Source organism: Paucidesulfovibrio longus DSM 6739, from assembly GCF_000420485.1.
Taxonomy (GTDB): domain Bacteria; phylum Desulfobacterota; class Desulfovibrionia; order Desulfovibrionales; family Desulfovibrionaceae; genus Paucidesulfovibrio; species Paucidesulfovibrio longus.
Genome location: NZ_ATVA01000013.1, coordinates 331,798 through 353,720 on the forward strand (window position 1 = coordinate 331,798; position 21,923 = coordinate 353,720).

A 21,923-nucleotide genomic window follows, 5' to 3' on the forward strand; every position below is an offset into this window, starting at 1 on the left:
TTCGTTGCCGACACGATGCGCCAGCGATTCTATTCGCTGAAAAGCGGCTCCACGCCTTTGCCCGGCTCGGCGAGCAATCCGAGTTCTCTGGCCTGCTTGCGCAATTCCGGAGAAACCCCGCCCTCGCGAACGACATTCCCGGCATCGCCGCCATGATGTTTCAGGGCCGCGCAAAGCAGTTGCAGGCTGTGGAAATCCATCTCGGACACCTCTTCCAGGTCCAGCTGCAACCGGCGGTTGCCCGCCAATCCTTGCAGCAGCGCGGACCGAAGATGCTGCGCATTATCAAGGGTGGCGCTTTGCGGAAACCGCAAAACCGAAGTCTGTTCGTCGCCCAGCAGCACATACGGGCCGAACTCGGCCTGCTTGTCCACCACCTGCACGGCTCCGCTTTCCAGGGCCGTCTCCAGGTTGCGGATGCGCTCCAGGGCCACGCGGGTCACGGTGCTGACCAGATCCGCCTCCAGGATGGTGGCGAAGAGCACGTAAAATGGAATCCGGTTGCCGAAGTCGCCTTCAAGGCTGCCCACGGCCGCGAAATCCAGCTGGCAATCGAGAACGCGGCCGCTTTTCTCCAGATCCGTGAATACCTCAAGCGGATAGGAGTCGCGCAGATGGATGTCGTGAATCAAATCGTATTCGATCAGAAAGATGTTGTTGCCGCCCCGGCGCGCCTGTTCCAGGCTGACGGCGTCCACCGTGAACACGCTGCCGCTGTCCAGCCGGATGTCCGCGCCTGCCGGGGAAGCGGCCTCCGGACTGTCCGGCGAGATCAGCAGGGTCAAAGGCTGGAGCGCCTCGTCTATGGACATGGAATCGCTCTGGTCCACGCTTTCGACAAGGGTCAAAAGACGGTCGAATCCCTTGAGCAGGGTGTCCACCACTTCCTGGGAAGGGTCGAGCTCGTCGCTGCGGATCATGTGCAGCACGTTCTCAAGCTTATGGGCGAGCGTCTTGATGTTGTTGAAGCCGAGCATGCCGGCGCCGCCCTTGATGGAATGCGCCGCGCGGAAAACCGAGTTCACCAGGGAGCCGTCCGCGCCCTTGCCCGCGGCTTCCAGGTCGAGCAGATCCTGTTCGATGTGGGCCAGATGATCTCTGCAATCCTCTACGAAACTGACGACGAGTTCGTCTCCGACATAGGACATGGGTTTCTCCCCTAGGCCCGTCGCACCGTGAAATGGCGGTTCAGACGCATGGTGCTCATCAGGTTGTAGATCGGTTCGGAAGTGTTGATCATGACGAGTTCGCCGCCGAGCTTGGTCAGGCTGTTGTGCGTGGCGACCAGCAGGCCGATGCCCATGGAATCGACCGCTTCCAGCGACGAGCAATCCAAGACGAGTTCCCGTACGCCGCCGTCGATGTAACTTTTAAAGTCGGCACGGTACTCGTCCAGAACCCCTGCGGAAAGGACCTGCCCCATGACGACCTCGCGGCGCGCCTTCTGCTTCGTTGTATCCATGCCCTCCTCCCGAGCCTTATATCGTTTGGTTATACTGATTTCATTACCCCGATCATTGAAACGCACGCCGTCGGAGTAATGCCGGACAATGAAAAGCCCCCGTCCCCCCTCCTCGGTGGGCGGCGGCGGAGACCAGTCATGCTGTTTCCAGTCCCAGCCCGGTCCTTCGTCCCGGACCCGCAACATCAGGCTCTCGGAGCCGCATTCCACAAGGATCCGAACCTGCTTGTCCTGCGCGCGGTCCGAGCCGTGCAGCACGGCATTGCACACCGCCTCCCGAAGCATCAGGGTGATGTCGAATTCCAGGTCGGCCAATCCGGCGTCCGCGAGAAAAGCGGCGATATCGTCGCACAGGCGGTCAATGTAGCCGACATCCGCACTCATGACCACCTGAAGACGATCCTTGCCCCCTGACCTGGAGTACATCTCAGACCTCCACCGTCAGGACCAGGACGTCGTCCTCAGGAATGGAAAAACCGTAGATTTCCGCGACGATTCCCTCGGCCGCCTCTTTCAGGGGCAGGCTGCGGCCGCTTGAGAAGAGCTTGAGCAGATTCTCCTGCGCCAGGCTGACTCCCTTGGATTCCACAAGACCGTCGGTGTAGAGGACGAGACGGTCGCCCGCAGACACGGGAAGTTCCAGCTCTCCGAGTTCGATCTCGGAAAAGACGCCCATGATGTCGCCCTCGCCCTGGAGAAAGAATGGGGCGTCGTCGGCGGGCAGGATGACCGGAGCGGGATGCCCGGCAAGGGCGATGTCCAGCATTCCGCGGGCGCGGTCGAGCACCGCATAGGCGGCGGTGAGAAATTTTTCCGGAAGGGTGATGCCCCGGAGCACTTCGTTGATCTGGCGCAGGGTCTGGGCCGCCGAATATTCGGGGCGCGCGTTCTGCCGGAAAAGGGCCTTGAGGGAAGACGTCAGAAACGAAGCGCCCAGGTCGTGACCGCTGACATCCGCGACAAGATACCCGATGCGCCCCTCGCCGAGGTCCACCACGTCGTAAAAATCCCCCCCGGCTTCCTGCGTGGGGATGTAGGCCACGGAAAAATTGGCCTGGGGCAGTTCTTCCGGGCCCACCAGCATGGCCCGCTGGGCCTGCTTGACCTGGCCGAGCCGTTGCGACTGGCTTTCGATGATCCGCTCCCGCTTGCGGGAAAAGCCGAGATGGCTTCGAATCCTGGCCAAGACCTCAGGTCCGTGAAACGGCTTGGCGATGTAGTCGACGGCCCCAAGGCTCAAGCCTTCAATTTTATTGTCGACCCGGTCGAGGCAGGACAGAAAGATCACGGGGATTCCCGATGTGGCTGGATTTTCTTGCAATATCCTGCATGTTTCCAGACCGGACTCCCCGGGCATCATGATATCGAGCAGAATCAGGTCCGGAGGTTGCCTGTCCACGGACTCGCGAGCCTCTTCCCCGCTGTTGGCGGAAACGACATCGAAGCCCGCGCTCTTCAAAAGTCCTTGCAAAACAAGAATATTTACTGGCTCGTCGTCAACGACCAGAATGCGCTGCTTTGTCGGCATTATTCTTCCTCATGCGCTCACAACGTACTAAAATCAGACTATTCTCCATCGCAGTTTTTGCACCAAAGGACAAGTCCGGCAGGACCGGGTTTGCGTCACATATTCATAACAAAAAACTTGAGAATAATTATCAGATAGTTAGGAGGCCTCATTTATATCCCTGCGAAAACATGTCGGTTTCTTGATTTGACAATCTGCCCGCTCAAACATAGTCTCCACATGTCAAAAGCTAAACCCGTCGCAAGGCGGGGACGGAAAGTCATGGGTCTCTTCCGAGATTGCCAGACCGCACAACCCAGGCAAGGTTTCCGTTTCCCTGATCAATCATGATGAGCGGAAAGGTGGCCACTGGAGGACTTTGAAAATGAGCAAGCCGAACGAAGCCGCGGAAGCCTGGGACGAGTATGTGCGGACCAGCGGAATGCCGAAGTGCGCCTTTTCGACGCGAAAGATCATCAAGATAGGCACCGGGACCACCACCCAGAAGAAGGAATCCAAGATTCTCTGGATCGGCAAGCAGATTGGCGACGACCTTTTTGAAGTCCAGCGGGTCAACAATCACTTGGCCCCCTCCGGCGATGTCTCGGTTATTTCTTCTGCGCAGTTCTTCAAGGATTTCCACCCCGAGGTGGACATCTTCAACACGAAGATCATGCCGGTTCTGCGCAAGATACAAACCGCCGTGGAACGCGGCGACAGCCATCGTCAGCGCGGAGAACCCTATTCCGCCGAGTTCGAATACAACATCGCGCTGGACCTCGACGAGAAGTGCGTTCGCGCGCTTTTCGGCCTGGGGCTCGTGTATCTCGCGCGCAACGAGACGGACAAGGCGCGCCTCGTGTTTACGGAACTCGTGGCCATCAATGCCGCCTTCGCCCCGGAACACAAGCACCTCTTCAACGAATTCGGAATCCAGATGCGCAAGAAGGGCATGTTCGACGAAGCATTGGCCTACTTCCAACGCGGGCTGGAATTCGATTCCACGGATGAGAACCTTTATTTCAACCTCGCACGGGCAAGCTTCGAAAAGGGCGACTACCAGGCCTGCGTGTCCAACCTCGCCGCCAGCCTGGACCTGAACGCGTCTGCGGAAGAAGCACGCGAATTTGCCCGCTACCTCGTCATCCATGTGGAAAAGATCATGCAGGAAGCCCAGTTGGACCGCTCGGAACTGGCTGCCCCCCTGCTCAAGGCCGTCTCCGAAATCGGCAAGGTCGTGGAGCGCCCCGTGCAAAAGCAAAAGCAGGAGCGGAGCCGTTCCCGCGGGGAAAAGCTGCTCCACTACGACCGCCGTACCGGCCACGTGGACGTCATCAACTGAATCCGGCACTTGCGTTTGCATGTTCTGAACTGTATCGGTGTTTCGGGAGCACCGAGAGTACATGCAATTGAAAGTCATCATATCCGGAACGTTCCACGCGATCGCCCTGCTGCACCTGACCCGCCCCGCCATCAAAAGGCTTCAACAGCAACGCGGCGAGAGCTGGCGGACCCACCTCGGTCTCATGGCGGTCGGTCCCAACCGCAAAAGGCTGCTGCGCGATTTCCTCCAAGACGGCGGCTACACCCCCAAGGTCAACGTCCTGCGACAAGGCATGCACTTGCAGGCCAAGCATTTCGGCATTGAAATCCTGGCCAACGACTGCGAGGAGTCGCCCGAACAGATCAATTCGAAACAGGCTGAAATCCAACTGCTTCCCTTGCTCAAGGGATTCGGCGAGGACGATCTGCTCGGCGTCTTCCAGCTCCAGGCGGACGCCTCCCTGACTTGCGCATGGGAGATCGATACTCCCTTTTCCGGAGAATCGCTCCAGCTCCAGCTTGAAAATTTCGGCCGCGTCCTCAACGTGGAGGAACGCTACGACATCATCCACGGCCTTACATATGCGGACGCCCAGCCTGCGACCCGGCAGCTCGAAAACTTCGGCAAGTCGCGCATGCTGAAACATATCTTCCATGTCCCCCGCTCTTCCTGAGCCGCCTTCACGTTCTCGACTTTTCGCTTGATTCGCGTATAGATACTATTACCCGCCAATTCTCCACCATCCCAGCGGGCAAAGGGAGGAACGCCGTGCCTTGTGCCGGTCATTTGGCATCACGGTCCGCGCAAACGCCGCAACGATGCTCTGCGGCCAGCCGCCAGCGAGCCTTCATGCTCATGCTGTGGGCCGGGATGTGCATTGCTCTTGTCCTGCCCTGCCTCCTTCCTCCGGACGCCGCCGCGAAACCGCAACGGACCTACCTTTTCCGGGGCGACGAAGATTACCCTCCCTATGAATACATGCAGAACGGAGTTCCCACGGGATTCAACGTGGAACTGCTGCAGACGGTCGCCAGGATCATGAACCTGGACATCCGCATCGAGCTCGGCCCCTGGAGCGAGGTCCGCAGCCAGCTTGAAGCTGGGAAAATCGACGGCATGACCGGAATGTACTATTCGCCGGAGCGCGACCAAAACATTGATTTTTCTCCGCCGTTCATCCGCACCTACCACTCCATCTTCACCCGCTCGGAATCGGGATTAAGCGACCTGGACAGCCTCGTCGGCAAAGACATCCTGGTGCAGCGCGGCGACATCATGCACGATTTCGCCCTGAAGCGGTTCCCGAACTCCAACGTCGTGGCCGTGGAAACCCAGGCCGAAGCCATGCGGCTGCTGACCATGGGCTACTTCGACGCCGCGCTGCTGGCGACGATCCAGGGCCTCTACAATGTGGAGAAGCTCGGACTGGAAAACATCATCACGGTGGGAAGTCCGATCGAGCCGCGCGACTACTGTTTCGCAGTGCCCGAGGGGAGAGACGAGCTGCTTTCCAGCCTGAGCGAGGGGCTGGCCATCGCCCGGCAGACCGGAGCCTACAGAAAGCTCTACGACAAATGGTTCGGACGCTTCAATCCTCCGTCCTTCATCGAGAAATGGGGCGATGAAATCCTCGTCGCCCTGGCCGTCTGCCTTGGTTTCCTCGCCTGGGCCCTGGCCTGGAGCTGGTTCCTGCGCCGCACCGTGGACGAGCGGACCTCCGAATTGAGGCATGAGCTCGCAGAGCGGGAGACGGTCGAAAACGCATTGGAGAAAAGCGAACAGCGCTACAGAAGACTCGTGGAAAACGCGGGCGACGCCTTCTTCCTGCTGGACGGGAGCGGCATCATTCGCGACGTGAACCAGACGGCGTGCGACAGCCTGGGCTACGACCGCTCCGAACTCATCGGGCATACGGCCTCGCAAATCGCGCCGGATTACCAGGCTGCCCGGAACGATCGCCTCTTCGAGCAACTTCGCGTCAAGCCGGCCACCTTCCGGACGCGGCTCCTTTGCAAGGACAAACGCACCCTGCCCGTCGAAGTCCGGCTCGCGGCCTTTTCCGAGGGGAATCAGCGCTACTTTTTCGGAATCGTCCGGGACATCACGTCCAGACTTCAGATGGAATCGGACCTGGTCCGGGCCAAGGAGGAAGCCGAAAACGCGGACCAGGCCAAGAGCCGCTTTCTCGCCAACATGAGCCACGAAATCCGTACGCCCCTGAACGGGATGCTCGGCATGCTCCAGCTCATGGAGGACACCTCCCTGACCAAGGAACAGCGGCTCTACGCGCACGAGGCCATCCAATCCTGCAATCGGCTGACGCAACTGCTCGGCGACATTCTCGACATCTCGCGCATCGAGTCCAAAAAGATGCAGATCCGCAACGAGCCCTTCAGCCTCGCCGAGGAATTCAAAACCCTCTCCACGCTGTTCGAGCCATCGGCCCGGCAAAAGGGACTCCGGCTGATTTTCCACATTGATCCGGAAATTCCCCCCGCGCTCATGGGCGACCCGTCGAGATTGCAGCAGATATTCAGCAATCTGATCGGGAACGCCCTGAAATACACCGACGCCGGCACCGTCTCCGTGCAGGCGACGCTGGCGGGAAGCGAACAAGGGAAGGCCTGCGACATCCTCTTCACCGTGGAGGACACCGGAACGGGCATCGGGCAGGATGCCCTGCAACACCTTTTCGAACCGTTCATGCAGGAGGACAACAGCTATACCCGGCGCTACCAGGGAGCGGGACTCGGTCTTTCCATCGTCAAGCGGCTTGTGGACCTCATGCAGGGAAGCGTGGACGTGGAAAGCACGCCGGGAAAGGGATCGAAATTTTCCGTCCGACTGCCCTTGGCCGTCAGCGAAACGGGCATAAAACCAACCGCCCCGGACAAAACGGATTCGGCAGGCCTGGACATGGAGGGGCTGCGAGTTCTCGTGGCCGAAGACGACCGCGTCAACCTGCTTTCCATCACCCGCTTTCTGGAAAAACACGGCATGATCGTCACAAGCGCAGGTAACGGCGAAGAGGCCCTGGAACTCCTGCGCAACAATCGTTTCGACATCGTCTTCATGGACATTCAGATGCCGGTTCTGGACGGTCTCGAAGCCACCATAAGAATCCGCACGCTCCCGGAGTTCAAGGAGGTGGCCGACATTCCCATCATCGCCCTGACAGCCTACGCCCTGCGGGGGGACAGGGAAGAATTCCTGGCGCAGGGCATGAGCGGATATCTTTCCAAGCCGGTGGAATTGGACGCCCTCGCCAAGCTGCTTTCCGGCATTTTTGCGGAAACCGCCCTTGCCAAACGGAAACAGGACGGTCAACCGCGCAAGGATGATTCTCCCGCATCCCCGGCATGAAGAAAAGAGTCCTCCTTTGCCGCGGCGCGGTTCCACGCCTCCAGTCCGGAAAGCGCGGAAATAGCCGGACGGGAAGCAGCGCCGGAGAATCCCACGCTCCGGGCTCACGACCAAAACGGCTTGCGCCGAGCAACATGGGCAGCTAGACTTTTGCGTGCGGTTTCCAGCCGGGAAGCAACCGAAGTGCCGCGGAAGCAGCGGAGAGAAGGATACGGGATGAGGATCAAAGGACAGAAAAAACGTTACGAGGATTACGGGACAAAGAAAGAGGGAGTCGACCTTTCGATCAACTCCCTCTGTGTTCTTGGTGGGTCACCAAGGAATCGAACCTTGAACCTCCGGATTAAGAGTCCGCTGCTCTGCCAATTGAGCTAGTGACCCGAAGCGCGGTGCGTTTCGCCCCGACGGGAGAGGTATCTATCCAGCAGGGTCTGAATTGTCAACCACAAATGTCACCTTTTTTCACGATTAATATTATGATTAAAAAACAAATAGTTACAGCGGCACTTATTCTCCTCGCCTGCTTCGCCGCACTGCCTGCGCAAGCCCAATTCATAGCGCCGGACGAACCCTTCGATATATCCTTCGACGTATATCGACTGTCCCCGACGCCGGGAGTGAACGAAAAAGACGCTCTTCTGGTCGTGCTCACCCTGGCGCCGAAAGATGGCTGGTACGCCTATGCGGCGGACCACCCCGGTCCCGTGGGCAGGCCCCCCGTGATCAAGGCCGAAGTCATTCCGGGCGGCGAAGCCGTGGTGCCGTATTTCCCTCCGGGAACCGACAAGCCCGATCCTTTTGACCCGACGCGGACCATGCGCGTCTACACCGGTCCCACGCCCCTGTTCCTCCCGCTGCCCTCCGGACTTGTCGCCCCGGCAAGACTGAAGCTTCGGCTCGGCTTGGCCCTCTGCCTGGACAACAAATGCCGCGAGACCTCGGTGGAGCTGGTCTATCCGTTCACGATCTCGGACCCGGCGACGCTGCCCGCCGCCGAGGATCAATCCTGGTGGCCCGACTTCATGGCCGCCGTGAAGCTCGGACCCCAGGTGCCGGGAAGAATGGCGCAGCCGACCTTCCAGCCAGCCTTTACCCCGGCGCAGACCGCTCCCGAAGGCTGGGATTTCTCGCCCCGCGCAGCCTCGCCCGGCATGGAGGTCACTGGTCTGCTGACGGCGATTCTTTTCGGTCTGCTCGCAGGGCTGATACTCAACGCCATGCCCTGCGTGCTGCCGGTTGTCAGCCTCAAGCTTTCAGGCCTTTTGACCGGGGGAGGCCTCTCCGCCCCGGAAAAGAGGCGTGCCTTCCGTGAACACAACATCTTCTTCAGCCTGGGGATTCTGAGCTGGTTCGGCTTTCTCGCCATCCTGCTGGCCGCGTCCGGCATGGCCTGGGGCGAAATCTTCCAAACCCCGCTGCTGGTCGCGCTGCTCGCCGCCCTGGTCCTGGCCATGGCCCTGAGCCTCTTCGGCGTCTTCAACCTCCCGGTGATCGACCTCAAGCTGGACACCAAGACCAAAAATCCCGCGGCCCAGGCGTTCTTCACGGGCGTTCTGGCCACCCTGCTCGCTACGCCTTGCAGCGGTCCGTTTCTGGGCGGGGTGCTCGGCTGGGCGCTGCTGCGTCCCGCCTACGAAGTGGCCCTGGTCTTCCTGGCCGTGGGGCTGGGCATGAGCCTGCCGTATCTCGCCATGGCCGCGTTGCCCGGCCTTTCGCGCCACTTCCCCAGGCCCGGCGCCTGGACCTTGTATGTGGAACGCGCCGCAGGATTCTTTCTGCTCGCCACGGCGGGCTATCTTGTCAACATTCTGCCGGATGCGTATCTTTCAAGAGCGCTCGCGCTGCTCTGGACCATCGCACTGGCTTGCTGGTTCTGGGGGCTGGCCGGACCGGAAGCCTCGGATCGCAAACGGATTGTCATGCGCCTTTTGGCGCTGGTTCTGGTCGCGGGTGCGCTGCTCTGGCTTCTGCTGCCGCGCAGCGCGGGATTCGCCTGGGAAGAGTTTCGCGCGGACAGGCTGCGCGACAGGATCGGCCAGGATCTCATCGTTGCCGACTTCACGGCCGACTGGTGCCCCACCTGCAAATTCCTGGAGCAGACGGTGCTCGCGGACAAGAACGTGCGCGACTGGGCGAGCCGACACGACGCCGTGTTCGTGCGGGTGGACCTCACGGACGACGATCCCGAGGCAGAAGCGCTTTTGCGGGCTCTGGGAAGCCGCTCCATCCCGCTTCTGGCGATCTTCCCCAGAGGCGAGGACGCGAAGAGGCCCATCGTGCTGCGCGACCTCTTCAGCGCCCGCCAGGTGGAGGCAGCCCTTGTCCAGGCCGGAGCACGCTGACCACAACCCAACATTTCAAAACCAATCGGCGGCCTTATCGCCGCGAGGAGAAAACATATGCTCAACTTCCAATTCTTCATGCCGACCAAGCTTCTCTTCGGTCCCGGCTCCCTTGACCGTCTTGCCGACACGCCGAACCTGCCCAAGGGCGACAAAGCCATGATCGTGATCGGCTCCTCCGGGGCCATGATTCAGAACGGCTACCTCGCCCGCGTCCAGGGACTGCTCGCCGAGCGCGGCGTGCGCAGCGTGGTCTTCGACAAGGTCCGCCCCAACCCTGAATCCGACATGGTCGAGGAAGCGGCGGGCACCTGCCGCAAGCTCGGCGTGGACTTCCTTGTCGGCCTCGGCGGCGGCAGTTCCATCGACACGGCCAAATCCGCCGCCCTGCTCGCCGCCAACGAAGGCTCCTACTGGGACTACATGCAAGGCGGCAGCGGAGGCAAAAAAACGCCGGAGCATCCCGCGCTGCCCGTGGTCGCCATTCCCACCACGGCGGGCACCGGCACCGAGGCCGATCCCTGGACCGTTATCACCAAGAGCGGCTCCAAAGAAAAAATCGGATTCGGCAACGACTCCACGTACCCGGCCCTCTCCATCGTGGATCCCAATCTGATGGTTTCGCTGTCGCCGCGCCAGACCGCATTCACGGGAATGGACGCGTTTTTCCACGCGGTGGAGTCCTACCTGAACACCACCCGCTCGCCCATGAACGACATGCTCGCCATGGAGGCCGTGAACCTCATCGGCCAATACCTGCCCGCCGCCGTGAATAACGGCTCCGACATGGAAGCGCGCACGGCCCTGGCCTGGGCGAGTACGGCCGCGGGCATCTGCGAGTCCATCGGCGGCTGCATCTCGCACCATTCCATGGAGCACGCCCTGAGCGGCTTCAACCCGGACCTGCCCCACGGCGCGGGGCTGGTGCTGCTTTCCGTGCCCTATTTCTCCCGCCTGGGAGAACTCGCGCCGGAACGCTTCTCGGACCTGGCGCTCGCCCTGGGAGCCGAAGAAGCGATGGATCTGCCCGAATCCGAAGGCCCGCGCCTGTTCAGGGAGCAACTCGGCGCACTTATTGAGACGGTCGGCCTCGGCGAGGAAAAGCTCTCCGACTACGGATTCAGCGTGGAGCAGGCCGACGCCCTGGCAGAAAACGCCTTCGAGAACATGGGCGCGCTCTTCGACGTCACCCCGGCCGTGCTGACGCGCCGCGACGTGGCCGCCATTTTTGAATCGGCCATCCGGGGGTGAGCCCTTCCCAAAGCCGACCCGGCTGAAATCGCGCAACAAAAAGCCGAATCGCCTTGACGATTCGGCTTTTCTCTATTTATCATTTTCGAAGATTCAGCGCACATCCCTGGAGGCTGCATGCACCGACTCAGCGAGCTGCATCCGGAACTCTCAGAATTCTTGGAAAACAAGGATTATACGGATCACAAAAACGCGCGCTCGGACAAGAGCCTGCGCGCCGTGGTCACGGAGATGTTCACCTACTGCCCGGCATGGCTTCGAGGCTTCTACCGCATTCGCGGCCTGCTGGCCCGGCTTCTCGGCCTGCGCCACGATCAGGAGCTCTCCGCCGGAGACGTCAGCCCGGAAGCCATCTCCATGTCGCCCGGCGGGAAGGTGCGCTTTTTCAACGTTGTTTCCGCCCGCGAAAACACGTGGTGGGTCGGCGAAATCAACGACGCGCATCTATCGGCCTGGGTCGTTGTCGTCCGAGAACCCTCGGCCGCCGGTCCGGCCCTTTTCCATGTCGCCACCAGCGTGCGCCATCGCCATTGGATCGGCCCGCTGTATTTCAACCTGATCCGGCCCTTCCATCATTTCATCGTCGCGTCCATGCTGCGCCGCGCAGTGCGCGCGGCATGACGCCCCGGCCCGTTTCCACCCCAACCCGCACCGCAGAGGTTGAGCCGTGTCCGACAAGCTCCGCGAACTGACCCGAAAACGCAAGGCGGCCCATTCCCGCCTCCTGAAGCTGGAATCACGCACCTACGCCGCTTTCCTGGATATGGAACAGGCGACCTACTCCGACGGCGCGCTCCCCAAGAAGCACAAGGAACTCATCGCCGTGGGAATCTCCGTGGTCATAGACTGCGAATCCTGCATGCAGTGGCACATCGAGCAGGCCGCAGCAGCGGGCGCCACGGAGCGGGAGGTGCTCGAAGCCGTGGAGGTCGGCATGGAGATGGGCGGCGGCCCGGCAACGGTTTCGGCCCGGTTCGCCCTGGAAGTCATGCGGGAAGTCTTCGACGGAAAATCGCGAGCCTGAAATCCAGACCGCCGAACGCCCCGCCTTCCGGATCGCGGACAACGGGGCGTTCGCGCGCGCAAGGCGCATCGCGTCAGCGGAAAAAATTACTCCACGCAGACCATCTCGAAGCGGTCGCCCGTGATGCAGGCCGCGCCCTGCGGCGTGACCTCGAACGTGTTCTCCACGCCGACCATGCCCACGCCGGGCACGCCCTGCTTGGGTTCGAGGGCCAGGACCATGCCGACTTCGAGCGGCCTGTCGAAGCCCTTGGCGATGACGGGATATCCGTCGATGGTCAGCCCGATGCCGTGTCCCACGAACGGAACCTGATTGTCGCCAATGCCCATGAATCCTTCGGCCATGCCCGCCTTCGTCGCCATCTCCAGACAGCCCGCATACAGCTGCGAAGGCAGTGCGCCCGGCACCATGCTCTCGGCCAGCCAGGCCTGGACGTCCATGCAGAAGGAATGCGCCGAACGCACCGCGTCCGGAATGGAGGCATCCGTTCCGGCCCAGTAGACCTGGGTCTTGTCCGTGGCGTAGCCTTCGAGGGAGAAGCCCACGTCGCAGGCCAGGGGCTGGCCCATCCGCCAGACATTCCCCGCGCTCCCCATGTACGGGATGGCCGGGTGCTCGCCCTGCACGCCGAGCGGGCCGTTGAACGCGCTGGAATAATTGCCTGATTCCCCTGCGGAGACATGGCCCAGGAAAATTTCCTCGCCAAAGGAGCCCATGCGCATCACGCCCATGTGTCCCCTGGAATAAAAGACCTCCCAAATCCGATGCGAGATTTCCCGCTCGCTCATGCCGGGCCGGATGACCGTTGGCAGCAATTCGTGCAGGCATTCGTGATGCAACGCCCCGCAACGCCGCATGATCCCAAGTTCCCACTCGGATTTGAAGCTGCGGGCAAGTCCGAGCGCCATGTCTCCGGGGACGAATCTCTTTCCCTTGAGCTTGGCGCGCAGCAACTCGCCGAGCTGCATGGTCAGCCCCCCGGTCTCCACGGCCAGGGTCTCGGGCAGCGGGCTGCCCGCCTCGGCGGCGAGCGCTTCGAGCTGGCCGTAGGACTTGAAGGCCACCTTCCGGCGCACGGCGCTCTCGATCCCGGCGCGCTCCAGCCCCTTGCGGCAGAAGAGCACGGGCTCACCCTCCAGCGGCAGCCAGAAAACCCCCATGCCGAGCGTCCCGGAAAGGTAATAGATGTTCACGCGGGAAAAGGCCAAGAGGCCGCCCGCTTCCGGCGCGGTTTCGCGCAGCATGGCGCGGCACTTTTGCCAGCGCGTGGACAGTTCGGACTCCGGAATGAGATACTCGGCATGGGACATGGCAGGCTCCGACAGGGTTTCGGGCTAGGCAACGCTGTTCAATTGCGGTAGGGAGGTGCACGGAACAACGAGGTACAATCATGCTGCACGACACCAAGGAGCTAACCGCCCTGCTCGGACAGGTCAAGTCCATCGCCGTGGTCGGCGCCGTGGACAAGCCAGGCCGTCCGGTGGACATGGTGGGACGCTACCTCATCGAGGCGGGATTCGACGTGATCCCGGTGCACCCCAAGCGCACCGGCGTCTGGGGCCTGACCACCTATCCCGCCCTTTCCGCGATTCCCGTTCCCGTGGATCTCGTGGACCTTTTTCGCGCGCCGGAGCACTGCCCGGCGCATGCCGAGGAAACCCTGGCCATGAACCCCAGGCCCCGCTGCTTCTGGATGCAGTCCGGCATCGCCAGTCCGGCGGCCCGGAGCATTCTCGCCGACTCCGGCATCCTCGTGGTCGAGGATCTCTGCCTGAAGGTCTTCCACCAGCAGCACATACGGGGCGGCCTGTGAGCCTCGCCTTTGAATGCCGCATGTGCGGCCACTGCTGCCACGGCGAGGGAGGCATCGTCATGAGCCCCCGCGACCAGGAACGCCTGGCTGCGCACCTCGGCATCGAGGTAGCCGCCCTTCTCAGCGAATACGCTCGCCCAGGTTCGGGCAAGCCCAGCCTGCGCACCGGCGAAGACGGCTACTGCGTGTTCTTCGCCGAGGGACAGGGCTGCACGGTGCACCCCGGACGCCCGGACATCTGCCGTGCCTGGCCCTATTTCCGGGGCAACCTCATCGACTCGACCAGTTGGGAAATGATCCAGGACTATTGTCCGGGGGTGAATCCTGCGGCGGGCCACGCGGAATTCGTCCGCCAGGGCCGGGAGTATCTGCGCGCGCACGGACTGCTGCGCGACGACCCGGCCGTGGACCCCAACGCCTTGATCCTGGACCGGGATTGACGGGAGCCGTCGGGCATGAACGTTCGGGACTGCTACCGCATTCTGAAGGTGCAACAAGGAGCCGGGCTCGACGAAGTCAAGTCCGCCTTTCGCAAGCAGGCCTTCCAGCTTCACCCGGATCTGAACCCCGGCCAGGACGCCGCCCGCAAATTCCGGGAACTCAACGAGGCGTATGTCCTGCTCACGAGGACGCTGAAGCAGGAACCGCCCAAAAGCGGGCGCACGGGCAAAGGGCCGCAAGGCAAGACAGGACCGGAACCCCGCGCGGACCGCGCCGAGGCGGCAGGCGCCTACGAACGCCAGAGCCGCAGCGGGGCCGGACAGCGCCCCGGAACGGATGCGGGACACAAAAAACCCCGCAACGACTCGGACACGGGACGCGGAGCGTTTCACTACAAGGAAGAAGAAGTCCTCAGCGACCTGCTCAAGGATCCCTTCGCCCGCAAGGTCTTCGAAGACATCTACCAGCAGATACGCACTTCCCAGCCCGCCAGGCGACCGGAAAAGGTCTCGCGCCGCAGCATCCAACTGGACTGGGGCGGCCGAAAATTCAACCTCGACCTCAGCCGCGGCCTGAAGACGCGGATCAAGGACTGGCTGCGCCACCAGCTCGACGACGAACAGACGCTGACCTTTCCCGCGCACCTTCTCATTCCCGGACGACTCATCCGCATCGACGTCAGTTCGCGCTTTTCCAAGCCGAAGACCATCGAGGTCCGGCTTCCATCCGACTTTGCCATCGGCAAGCCTATTCGTCTCAAAGGGCTGGGACGCCAACTCGGCCCCTACAAAGGGGATCTCTACCTTCGCATTGCCGCAAAATAAGCCCGGAATCATCGCCGGAGCCACGGCTTCTCCTCTTCACGCCTTTTTTCCTGTTTTCGAAACCCCTCCCGGACGGCTTCCCCCCCCTTGAACTTCCCGCGATATTCTACTAGTCGCAGAAAGCATCAAAGGAGGAGTTGCAGGAATGCTCGCCATCTTCGACTACAATGCTGGAAACCAGACCAGCGTGCGCAGGGCACTGGACGCCATCGGCATCCCGAACAAGATCACCAACGATCCGGACGAGCTTCAAAGAGCGACCGGAATCATCTTCCCCGGAGTGGGCGCCGCAGGGCAAGCCATGGACGAACTCACCTCCGGCGGCCTGGACGAAGCGCTCAAGGCGCTGATTTGGCAAGAAAAGCCAGTTCTCGGCATTTGCGTCGGCTGCCAGATTCTTCTCGACTACAGCGAGGAGAACAACACCAAGGCGCTGGCCGTGATTCCGGGAGAATGCCGCCTCTTCAACCCTTCCTGGACGGATTACGAAGGCATGCCCATCCGCGTTCCCCACATGGGCTGGAACACGGTCGAGCTGGTCCGGGAGTGCGAGCTGTTCAAGGGCATTGAGCCCGACGCCAATTTTTATTTCGTGCACAGCTATTACCCGGCGCCCAAGGAAGAATTCGTCCTCGGCAACACCATCTACGGTCGGCCGTTCTGCTCCGTGCACGGCCGCCGGGGCCTCTGGGCCGTGCAGTTCCACCCGGAAAAAAGCGGGAGGCCCGGTCTGAAGCTCCTGCAAAACTTCCACGACTACTGCCGGGAGGTGGAAGATGCTTAGTAAGCGCGTGATCCCCTGCCTCGACGTGCGCAACGGCCGATTGACCAAGGGCGTCAAGTTCCAGGGCAACGTCGACATCGGCGATCCCGTGGAGACGGCCAAGCGCTACTATGAGGAAGGCGCGGACGAGATCGTCTTCTACGACATCACGGCCAGTTCCGAAGGGCGCGGCATCTTCCTCGACGTGGTCGAGGAAGTGGCCAAGCAGATCTTCATCCCCTTTTCCGTGGGCGGGGGCATCAACTCCGTGGAAGACATGCGCGCGGTGCTGCGGGCCGGAGCCGAAAAGGTCTCGGTCAACTCCGGCGCGGTCAAGAACCCGGACATCATCAGCCAGGGCGCGGTCCAGTTCGGATCGCAGTGCGTGGTGCTCGGCATGGACGTGAAACGCGTGGACAAGTCCGAGGACATTCCTTCGGGCTTCGAAGTGGTCATCCACGGCGGCCGCAAGCACATGGGCATGGACGCCATCGAATGGGCCAAGACCGCCGAGGCCCTGGGAGCCGGAGAGATCTGCCTCAATTCCATTGACGCGGACGGCACCAAGGACGGCTACGACCTGGAGCTGACCAGCCTGGTGGTCGAGGCCGTATCCATCCCGGTCATCGCTTCCGGCGGCGCAGGCCACCCCCAGCACATGGTCGACGCGGTGACCAAAGGCAAGGCTTCGGCCGCGCTGATCGCCTCCATCGTGCACTATGGGGAGTGGAGCGTCCCGGAGATCAAGAAATTCATGCACGACCAGGGCGTGCGTACCCGCATGGTCTGGTAGCGACCGAAACCTGCGCGCACGACAAGGGCGGCCCTCCGAACCGGAGAGCCGCCCTTTTTCACGCGGGAGCATGCCGTGCGTCAGCGCAGTTCGAAACGGGCCAACTCGGCCTGCCCGCGCATGGGCGAAAGCTCCTTGTTGGCCAGCGCGGTCATGCGCGCGGCAAAGACCTCGTTGCCCTCCGCAGTGCCCAGCCCGTCGAAGCGCTCGATGGACAGCGCTTCCAGAAGCACCATGGCGAAATCGTTCTTGTGGCTGCGGAACCAGGCCGTTCCCTCTTCGTTCGGGAACGAGACGAGATATTCCAGCCGGGCGAAACCGCCCACGGAGCGGTGCAGATTGCCGAGCACCACGAGAGCCTCCCGGCGATACGGTTCGGCTTTCGCCGAGTCGGGAGCGGGCGCGTTCTTCGGGGCGCAGGCTCCGAGCAGAAGCAACCCGGCAAGCAGGAAAAGGCACGCTGTTTTTTTCATGTGCAAAGGATACCCGGAGCGGAACGGACGGTAAAGGTCTATTCGCGGGGAACGGCGTTCGACGGAATTCGGCAAAAGCTCAGACGAGCCACCCCAGGAGCCAAAGCACGCCCATGCCCGTGAGGATGGTCCAGAGCAGGTTCTTGAACCTCCAGGCCACCAGGGCGGCGGCCACGGCGGCAAGGATGCGGTGGTTGCCGAGGGAAAGGTCCATGACCCCTTCGGGCCGGAGGATGGCTGGAAATACCAGGGCGGAAAGCACGGCCGGCGGGACGTAGCGCAGCCCTCGCATCAGCCATGAAGGCATGTCGCGCTTGCCGAAGACGAGGATGAAGGAAAGACGTTCGCATACGGTGACCAGGCCGCAGGCCAGGAACAGCAGCCAGAGCGAGAGGCCGCTGAATCCGCCCAGGCCGGAAACCGCCGTGTTCGCTTCCGCGGCGTTCATGCTTCTGCCTTCTTGCGGACTTCCGCCAGCAGGCCCGCGCCGATTCCGGCAAAGGCTCCCGCCATGAGGCCCAGGTTGTAGGGCAACGACGCCGCGAACACGGCCACCACGCCGCCCACGACGGCTGCCACGGCGCAGGGACGGTCGCGCAGCGCGGGGAATATCAAGGCCAGAAAACAAAGCGGCACCGCGAATTCCAGCTCCCAGGAAGCGGGCACGAAAGAGCCGAGCAGCACGCCCATGGCGTTGCCGAAATGCCAGCTTGCGAACATGGTCAGGGCCGCGCCGATGTAAAAGCGGTGGGACGCGCCCTGCTCCATCCGGATCACGGAGACGCCGAAGGCCTGATCCGAAAGGATGAATCCGCCGATCCAGCGCGCCCAGGTCGGCGCATTTTGAAGGTACGGAGCCACGGACGCGGAATACATGGTGAAACGGAGGTTGACCACAAGCACGGCCAGAACGACGAGAGCGAACCCGGCTCCGCGCCCCATGAGGTGGAGCGCGGCGAGCTGCGAGGCTCCGGCGTTGACCAGAAAGGCGAAGCCGAAGGCCTCGCGCACGGACATGCCCGCCTCCACGGCGGCCATGCCGCAGATGGCCGCGAACGGCAGGACTCCCGGCACGATGGGCAGCAAAGCCCGCGCGCCTTCCATATATTCGTTGCGTCGAGACATGAGGGAAACCGGGGAGCGGGCCGCAGCCCTATTCGCCCATGACCTTGTCCTTGGCCTTCTTGAAGAAGTTCTTGGCCTTGTTCATGGGCTTCTGGGATTCCAGCTCCTGGAATTCGCGGAGCAGCTCCTCCTGGCGCTTCGAAAGCTTGACAGGAGTCAGCACCTTGATCTCCACGAGCAGATCGCCCTTGTGGGAGCTGCCGAGGTGCGGCAGTCCGAGCCCCTTGATGCGGAAGACCTCGCCGCTCTGCGCGCCCTTGGGCACGTCCACGGTCACGGGCTCGTCGAGCGTGGGAACGCTGATCTTGTCGCCCAATGCGGCCTGCACGAAGCTGATGTCCTGGCTGACCACGAGATCCTTGCCCTGGCGGCGGAAGATCTTGTCCGGCTCCACGCGGATGTCCACGAAGAGGTCGCCCGGAGGGCCGCCGTGCACGCCGGGTTCGCCCTCGCCGCGCAGCCGCAGGCGCGAGCCGTCGTCCACTCCGGCGGGAATACGGACCTTGAGATCCTTGGTCACGCGCATCACGCCCCGTCCGCCGCAGGTGCCGCAAGGGTCGGAGATCAGCTGGCCGCGGCCGTGGCAGACAGGGCAGGTCACGGAGATGCGGAAGAATCCCTGCGCCTGCTGAACATGCCCCGCGCCGCCGCACTGCGGACAGGTTTCGGGCTTGGAGCCGGGTTTCGCGCCCGACCCGTTGCACTCGGAACAGTGCACGTCCTTGGGCAGCTTGAGATCCACCTCGGTCCCGCGCGCGGCGTCGCGGAAGGAGATGTTCATGGAATAGCGCAGGTCGGCTCCGGCCTGGGCGCGCGGCCTTCCGCGCCGCCCGGCGGCTCCGAAGCCGAAGAATTCTCCAAAGATGTCGCTGAATGCGCCGAAGATGTCTTCGTTGGAGGAGAATCCGGAGAAGCCGTTGCCGTCCACTCCGGAATGGCCGAATTGATCGTAGCGCCGACGCTTCTCCGGGTCGCGAAGAATGTCGTACGCCTCGGCCGCCTCCTTGAAGCGGGACTCCGCTTCGGGATCGTCCGGATTTCTGTCCGGATGATATTCAAAAGCGAGCTTGCGATAAGCCCGCTTGATCTCGTCGTCGCCCGCTTCGGGCGAAACGCCCAAAACCTCGTAAAAATCCCGCTTGGACATGATACTTATTCAGCCGAATCTTCGCTGACGATGATTCCTGCCGTGGGCAGGTCGCTGTCCGGGAGCACCTTTCCGGCGGCGATCTCGCGCAGCGCGGTCACGGCTTCCTTGTTCCTGGATTCCACGAGAGGCTCGTAGCCCTCGCGATACTGCTTGACCCTCTTGATGGCCATCTGCACAATAAGAAAGCGGTTGCCGACTTTTTCCAGGCAATCTTCGACGGTAATTCTCGCCATGATGTCTCCTCAAGAAGTGTCCAGCCGAAACGGCCGGAGGACAGAGAGATAATGCGGTGGGGCCGCTTGTCAACGTCCGGAACGAATTTTCCAGAAAATTTGAGGCCCTGGAAAAGCCCTCCCGCAAAGCGGGTAAAATTATCCCCGCACGCCTTGCAAGTCAAGCTCAAATCCACTACCTAGGACCGCCCGCCTTCGTTTCCGTTCAAGGAGTATGCATGTCCCGGATCAAGCTTTCCTATGCCCAGAAAAAATGCGTCGCCACGGTCGGCATGCTGATGCAGAAGACGCGCATGGTCGGTCCCGGTTCCCGCGTGGGAGTTGCCGTGTCCGGCGGCGTGGACAGTTTCACTCTTCTCAAGGTATTGACCATTCGTCAACGCATTCTCCCCTTTGAAATGGACATTATGGTCCTGCACGTCAATCCCGGCTTCAACACGGGGGACCACGCGGCTTTGGGGAAATGGTGCGGTGAAAACGGCGTTGCCGCGCACATCGAAGTTTCCGACTTCGGACCGCGAGCCCATTCCGAGGAAAACAGGAAGGACTCGCCCTGCTTCTACTGCGCGTGGCTGCGGCGCAAGCGGCTTTTCGAGCTGTGCAGCGAATACGGCCTGAGCCACCTGGCCCTGGGGCACAACACCGACGACCTCGTGGATACGTTCTTCATGAACATCTTCCAAAACGGACGGGTGGACGGACTCTCGGCCAGCGAATCCTTTTTCGGCGGCAGGCTTCAGGTCATCAGGCCCGCGCTTTTCGTGGAAAAAGCGACCATGCGCACCGCCGCCCGCCAATGGGCGCTGCCCATCTGGTCCAATGCTTGCCCCTCCAACGGAAAGACCAAGCGGGCCGAGATCCACGACCGGATCGAAGAGTGCATGACGCTCGGAAAAGGTACTAAAAACAAGGTGTTCAACGCGCTCCGGCGGCACCAGCTTGACTTGACCTTGCAGAAACTCTAGAGTATGAAATCAATCTTGGAAATAATCATGCGACCGCTGTTCATCCACCTCTCAACGACCCGGGATATTGATGTTTTTTAGGAAATATCACATCGTCGTATTCAAGGACAAACAGGGGTCTTGCCGAAAGTTCCAGCTCCGCGGCTGGATGCTGTTCTTCCTTTTCTTCCTGATGGCCGGCCTAGCCGGAGGAAACATCTTCCTCTGGCAGTATTACGGCAACCACGCCCGTCTCGAACGCGGGCTGGCCGTTTCCGAAAAGGTCGTTCAGGAACAAAAGACCCAACTGCTTTCCCTCTCTCAAAAAATCGCCAATCTTCAAGAAAACCTTTCCCGCATCCGCAATTTCGACTCCAAGCTCCGCGTCATGATGAACATCGACCAGGATTCCGGCGAAACCGTGAATCCCCAGGGCGGCGCCACGGGCGCGGACTTCTCCGAAGGCTATCTGCCGCTCTACCGCCAGGAGCTGCTCGCGCGGAAGATGCACGAGTTCCTCAACCAGCTCAACGTGGAAGCCCGGCTGGAAGAGGTTCGCCAGCAGGAGATTCTTCAGACCCTGCGCAACAACCAGGATCTGCTCCAGACCACGCCTTCGGTCTGGCCCACGGCGGGCTGGGTCACGTCCCCCTTTGGTCCGCGCGTGTCCAAGTTCACGGGCAAACGCGAGTTCCACAAGGGCATCGACATCTCCGCTCCGGAAGACACCCCGGTGTATGCCCCGGCGGACGGCAAGGTCGTTTTCGCCGGGCGCGACGGCTCCTACGGACTGACCATCAAGATCGCCCACAATTCGAACCTGCTGACCCGCTATGCGCACCTTGAATCCGTCGACGTCAAGGTCGGCCAGGAAATCACGCGGGGAGCCATCATCGGCAGGGTCGGAAACACGGGCCGCAGCACGGGACCGCACCTGCATTACGAGGTCCGCCTTTCCGGGGTGCCCGTGGACCCGCGGCACTACATTCTCAACTAGAACGCCCAAGCCCTCCACGGAGGGCTTTTTCTTGCCCGCCGTCCGGTCGCGGCCATTGCTTTCACCGCTTCCGAGCAGGGCTGCATCTTTCCAG

Annotated in this window: 23 protein-coding genes, 1 tRNA gene and 1 riboswitch; of the genes, 14 read left to right on the forward strand and 10 right to left on the reverse strand. The window is 61.8% G+C overall.

Features of this window, described 5'->3' with window-relative positions; genetic code table 11:
* Positions 1 to 29: 29 nt before the first annotated feature.
* Genes G452_RS18675 through G452_RS0108655 form a run of 3 tightly spaced genes read right to left on the reverse strand, consistent with a single transcriptional unit; the run spans position 30 to position 2,990 of the window.
* Positions 30 to 1,148: an Hpt domain-containing protein gene (locus G452_RS18675; protein WP_022661858.1), complete on the reverse strand. Its 1,119-nt coding sequence runs from the start codon at positions 1,146 to 1,148 to the stop codon at positions 30 to 32.
* Positions 1,149 to 1,159: 11 nt separating this feature from the next.
* Positions 1,160 to 1,888, reverse strand: coding sequence for an ATP-binding protein (locus G452_RS20550; RefSeq protein WP_051142017.1), 729 nt, complete (start codon positions 1,886 to 1,888; stop codon positions 1,160 to 1,162).
* 1 nt (position 1,889) lies between these two features.
* Positions 1,890 to 2,990: a PP2C family protein-serine/threonine phosphatase gene (locus G452_RS0108655; protein ID WP_022661860.1), complete on the reverse strand. Its 1,101-nt coding sequence runs from the start codon at positions 2,988 to 2,990 to the stop codon at positions 1,890 to 1,892.
* A 218-nt stretch (positions 2,991 to 3,208) separates the two neighbouring features.
* Positions 3,209 to 3,284, forward strand: a riboswitch (cyclic di-GMP riboswitch).
* Positions 3,285 to 3,354: 70 nt separating this feature from the next.
* Here G452_RS0108655 and G452_RS18680 point away from each other — a divergent pair.
* The 3 genes from G452_RS18680 (at position 3,355) to G452_RS20555 (ending at position 7,656) form a co-directional block, all read left to right on the forward strand.
* A complete protein-coding gene (locus G452_RS18680; protein WP_022661861.1) occupies positions 3,355 to 4,311 on the forward strand; it encodes a tetratricopeptide repeat protein in 957 nt (318 codons plus the stop codon).
* 61 nt (positions 4,312 to 4,372) lie between these two features.
* On the forward strand, positions 4,373 to 4,966 hold the full coding sequence (locus G452_RS0108665; protein WP_022661862.1) for a hypothetical protein: 594 nt from the start codon (positions 4,373 to 4,375) through the stop codon (positions 4,964 to 4,966).
* A gap of 176 nt (positions 4,967 to 5,142) precedes the next feature.
* Complete coding sequence (locus tag G452_RS20555) at positions 5,143 to 7,656, forward strand: ATP-binding protein (protein WP_022661863.1); 2,514 nt, start codon at positions 5,143 to 5,145, stop codon at positions 7,654 to 7,656.
* A 305-nt stretch (positions 7,657 to 7,961) separates the two neighbouring features.
* On the opposite strand, the gene G452_RS0108675 is transcribed toward G452_RS20555, so the two are convergent.
* Positions 7,962 to 8,037: transfer RNA gene (locus G452_RS0108675), tRNA-Lys, on the reverse strand.
* 236 nt (positions 8,038 to 8,273) lie between these two features.
* On the opposite strand from G452_RS0108675, the gene G452_RS18690 reads away from it, so the two are divergent.
* The 4 genes from G452_RS18690 to G452_RS18695 all read left to right on the forward strand — a co-directional run bounded on the left by G452_RS18690 (position 8,274) and on the right by G452_RS18695 (position 12,273).
* The gene (locus G452_RS18690; protein WP_022661864.1) at positions 8,274 to 9,998 is read left to right on the forward strand and encodes a protein-disulfide reductase DsbD family protein; all 1,725 of its coding nucleotides are present in this window, start codon (positions 8,274 to 8,276) and stop codon (positions 9,996 to 9,998) included.
* Positions 9,999 to 10,055: 57 nt separating this feature from the next.
* The gene (locus G452_RS0108685) at positions 10,056 to 11,249 is read left to right on the forward strand and encodes an iron-containing alcohol dehydrogenase (protein ID WP_022661865.1); all 1,194 of its coding nucleotides are present in this window, start codon (positions 10,056 to 10,058) and stop codon (positions 11,247 to 11,249) included.
* A 117-nt stretch (positions 11,250 to 11,366) separates the two neighbouring features.
* A complete protein-coding gene (locus G452_RS0108690; protein WP_022661866.1) occupies positions 11,367 to 11,870 on the forward strand; it encodes a DUF2867 domain-containing protein in 504 nt (167 codons plus the stop codon).
* A 46-nt stretch (positions 11,871 to 11,916) separates the two neighbouring features.
* A complete protein-coding gene (locus G452_RS18695) occupies positions 11,917 to 12,273 on the forward strand; it encodes a carboxymuconolactone decarboxylase family protein (protein ID WP_022661867.1) in 357 nt (118 codons plus the stop codon).
* Positions 12,274 to 12,359: 86 nt separating this feature from the next.
* On the opposite strand, the gene G452_RS0108700 is transcribed toward G452_RS18695, so the two are convergent.
* Positions 12,360 to 13,583 (reverse strand): M24 family metallopeptidase, encoded by a 1,224-nt coding sequence (locus tag G452_RS0108700; protein WP_022661868.1) that lies wholly within the window; start codon positions 13,581 to 13,583, stop codon positions 12,360 to 12,362.
* 80 nt (positions 13,584 to 13,663) lie between these two features.
* Here G452_RS0108700 and G452_RS0108705 point away from each other — a divergent pair, with 80 nt between their 5' ends.
* The 5 genes from G452_RS0108705 (at position 13,664) to hisF (ending at position 16,907) form a co-directional block, all read left to right on the forward strand.
* Positions 13,664 to 14,086: a CoA-binding protein gene (locus G452_RS0108705; RefSeq protein WP_022661869.1), complete on the forward strand. Its 423-nt coding sequence runs from the start codon at positions 13,664 to 13,666 to the stop codon at positions 14,084 to 14,086.
* Positions 14,083 to 14,526, forward strand: coding sequence for a YkgJ family cysteine cluster protein (locus G452_RS0108710; RefSeq protein WP_022661870.1), 444 nt, complete (start codon positions 14,083 to 14,085; stop codon positions 14,524 to 14,526). The genes G452_RS0108705 and G452_RS0108710 overlap by 4 nt, the downstream gene beginning before the upstream one ends.
* Positions 14,527 to 14,541: 15 nt before the next feature.
* Positions 14,542 to 15,351 carry a J domain-containing protein gene (locus G452_RS0108715; protein WP_022661871.1) on the forward strand — a complete coding sequence of 270 codons (810 nt, stop codon included), beginning with the start codon at positions 14,542 to 14,544 and terminating at the stop codon, positions 15,349 to 15,351.
* A 145-nt stretch (positions 15,352 to 15,496) separates the two neighbouring features.
* The gene (hisH, locus tag G452_RS0108720; protein WP_022661872.1) at positions 15,497 to 16,135 is read left to right on the forward strand and encodes an imidazole glycerol phosphate synthase subunit HisH; all 639 of its coding nucleotides are present in this window, start codon (positions 15,497 to 15,499) and stop codon (positions 16,133 to 16,135) included.
* On the forward strand, positions 16,128 to 16,907 hold the full coding sequence (hisF, locus tag G452_RS0108725) for an imidazole glycerol phosphate synthase subunit HisF (protein WP_022661873.1): 780 nt from the start codon (positions 16,128 to 16,130) through the stop codon (positions 16,905 to 16,907). Before hisH ends, hisF begins: the two co-directional genes overlap by 8 nt.
* An 80-nt stretch (positions 16,908 to 16,987) precedes the next feature.
* On the opposite strand, the gene G452_RS0108730 is transcribed toward hisF, so the two are convergent.
* The 5 genes from G452_RS0108730 to rpoZ form a co-directional block, all read right to left on the reverse strand.
* Complete coding sequence (locus G452_RS0108730; RefSeq protein ID WP_022661874.1) at positions 16,988 to 17,380, reverse strand: hypothetical protein; 393 nt, start codon at positions 17,378 to 17,380, stop codon at positions 16,988 to 16,990.
* 79 nt (positions 17,381 to 17,459) lie between these two features.
* Complete coding sequence (locus tag G452_RS0108735) at positions 17,460 to 17,828, reverse strand: AzlD domain-containing protein (protein ID WP_022661875.1); 369 nt, start codon at positions 17,826 to 17,828, stop codon at positions 17,460 to 17,462.
* Positions 17,825 to 18,505, reverse strand: a complete 681-nt coding sequence (locus tag G452_RS0108740; RefSeq protein ID WP_027189128.1) for an AzlC family ABC transporter permease — start codon at positions 18,503 to 18,505, stop codon at positions 17,825 to 17,827. Before G452_RS0108740 ends, G452_RS0108735 begins: the two co-directional genes overlap by 4 nt.
* 28 nt (positions 18,506 to 18,533) lie before the next feature.
* Positions 18,534 to 19,652, reverse strand: a complete 1,119-nt coding sequence (gene dnaJ, locus G452_RS0108745) for a molecular chaperone DnaJ (RefSeq protein ID WP_022661877.1) — start codon at positions 19,650 to 19,652, stop codon at positions 18,534 to 18,536.
* 5 nt (positions 19,653 to 19,657) lie between these two features.
* Complete coding sequence (rpoZ, locus tag G452_RS0108750; protein ID WP_022661878.1) at positions 19,658 to 19,888, reverse strand: DNA-directed RNA polymerase subunit omega; 231 nt, start codon at positions 19,886 to 19,888, stop codon at positions 19,658 to 19,660.
* 218 nt (positions 19,889 to 20,106) lie between these two features.
* Between rpoZ and G452_RS0108755 the strand changes: the two genes are divergently transcribed.
* On the forward strand, positions 20,107 to 20,853 hold the full coding sequence (locus tag G452_RS0108755; protein ID WP_022661879.1) for a tRNA lysidine(34) synthetase: 747 nt from the start codon (positions 20,107 to 20,109) through the stop codon (positions 20,851 to 20,853).
* A gap of 70 nt (positions 20,854 to 20,923) precedes the next feature.
* Positions 20,924 to 21,829, forward strand: coding sequence for a M23 family metallopeptidase (locus tag G452_RS0108760; RefSeq protein ID WP_022661880.1), 906 nt, complete (start codon positions 20,924 to 20,926; stop codon positions 21,827 to 21,829).
* Positions 21,830 to 21,923 lie beyond the last annotated feature (94 nt).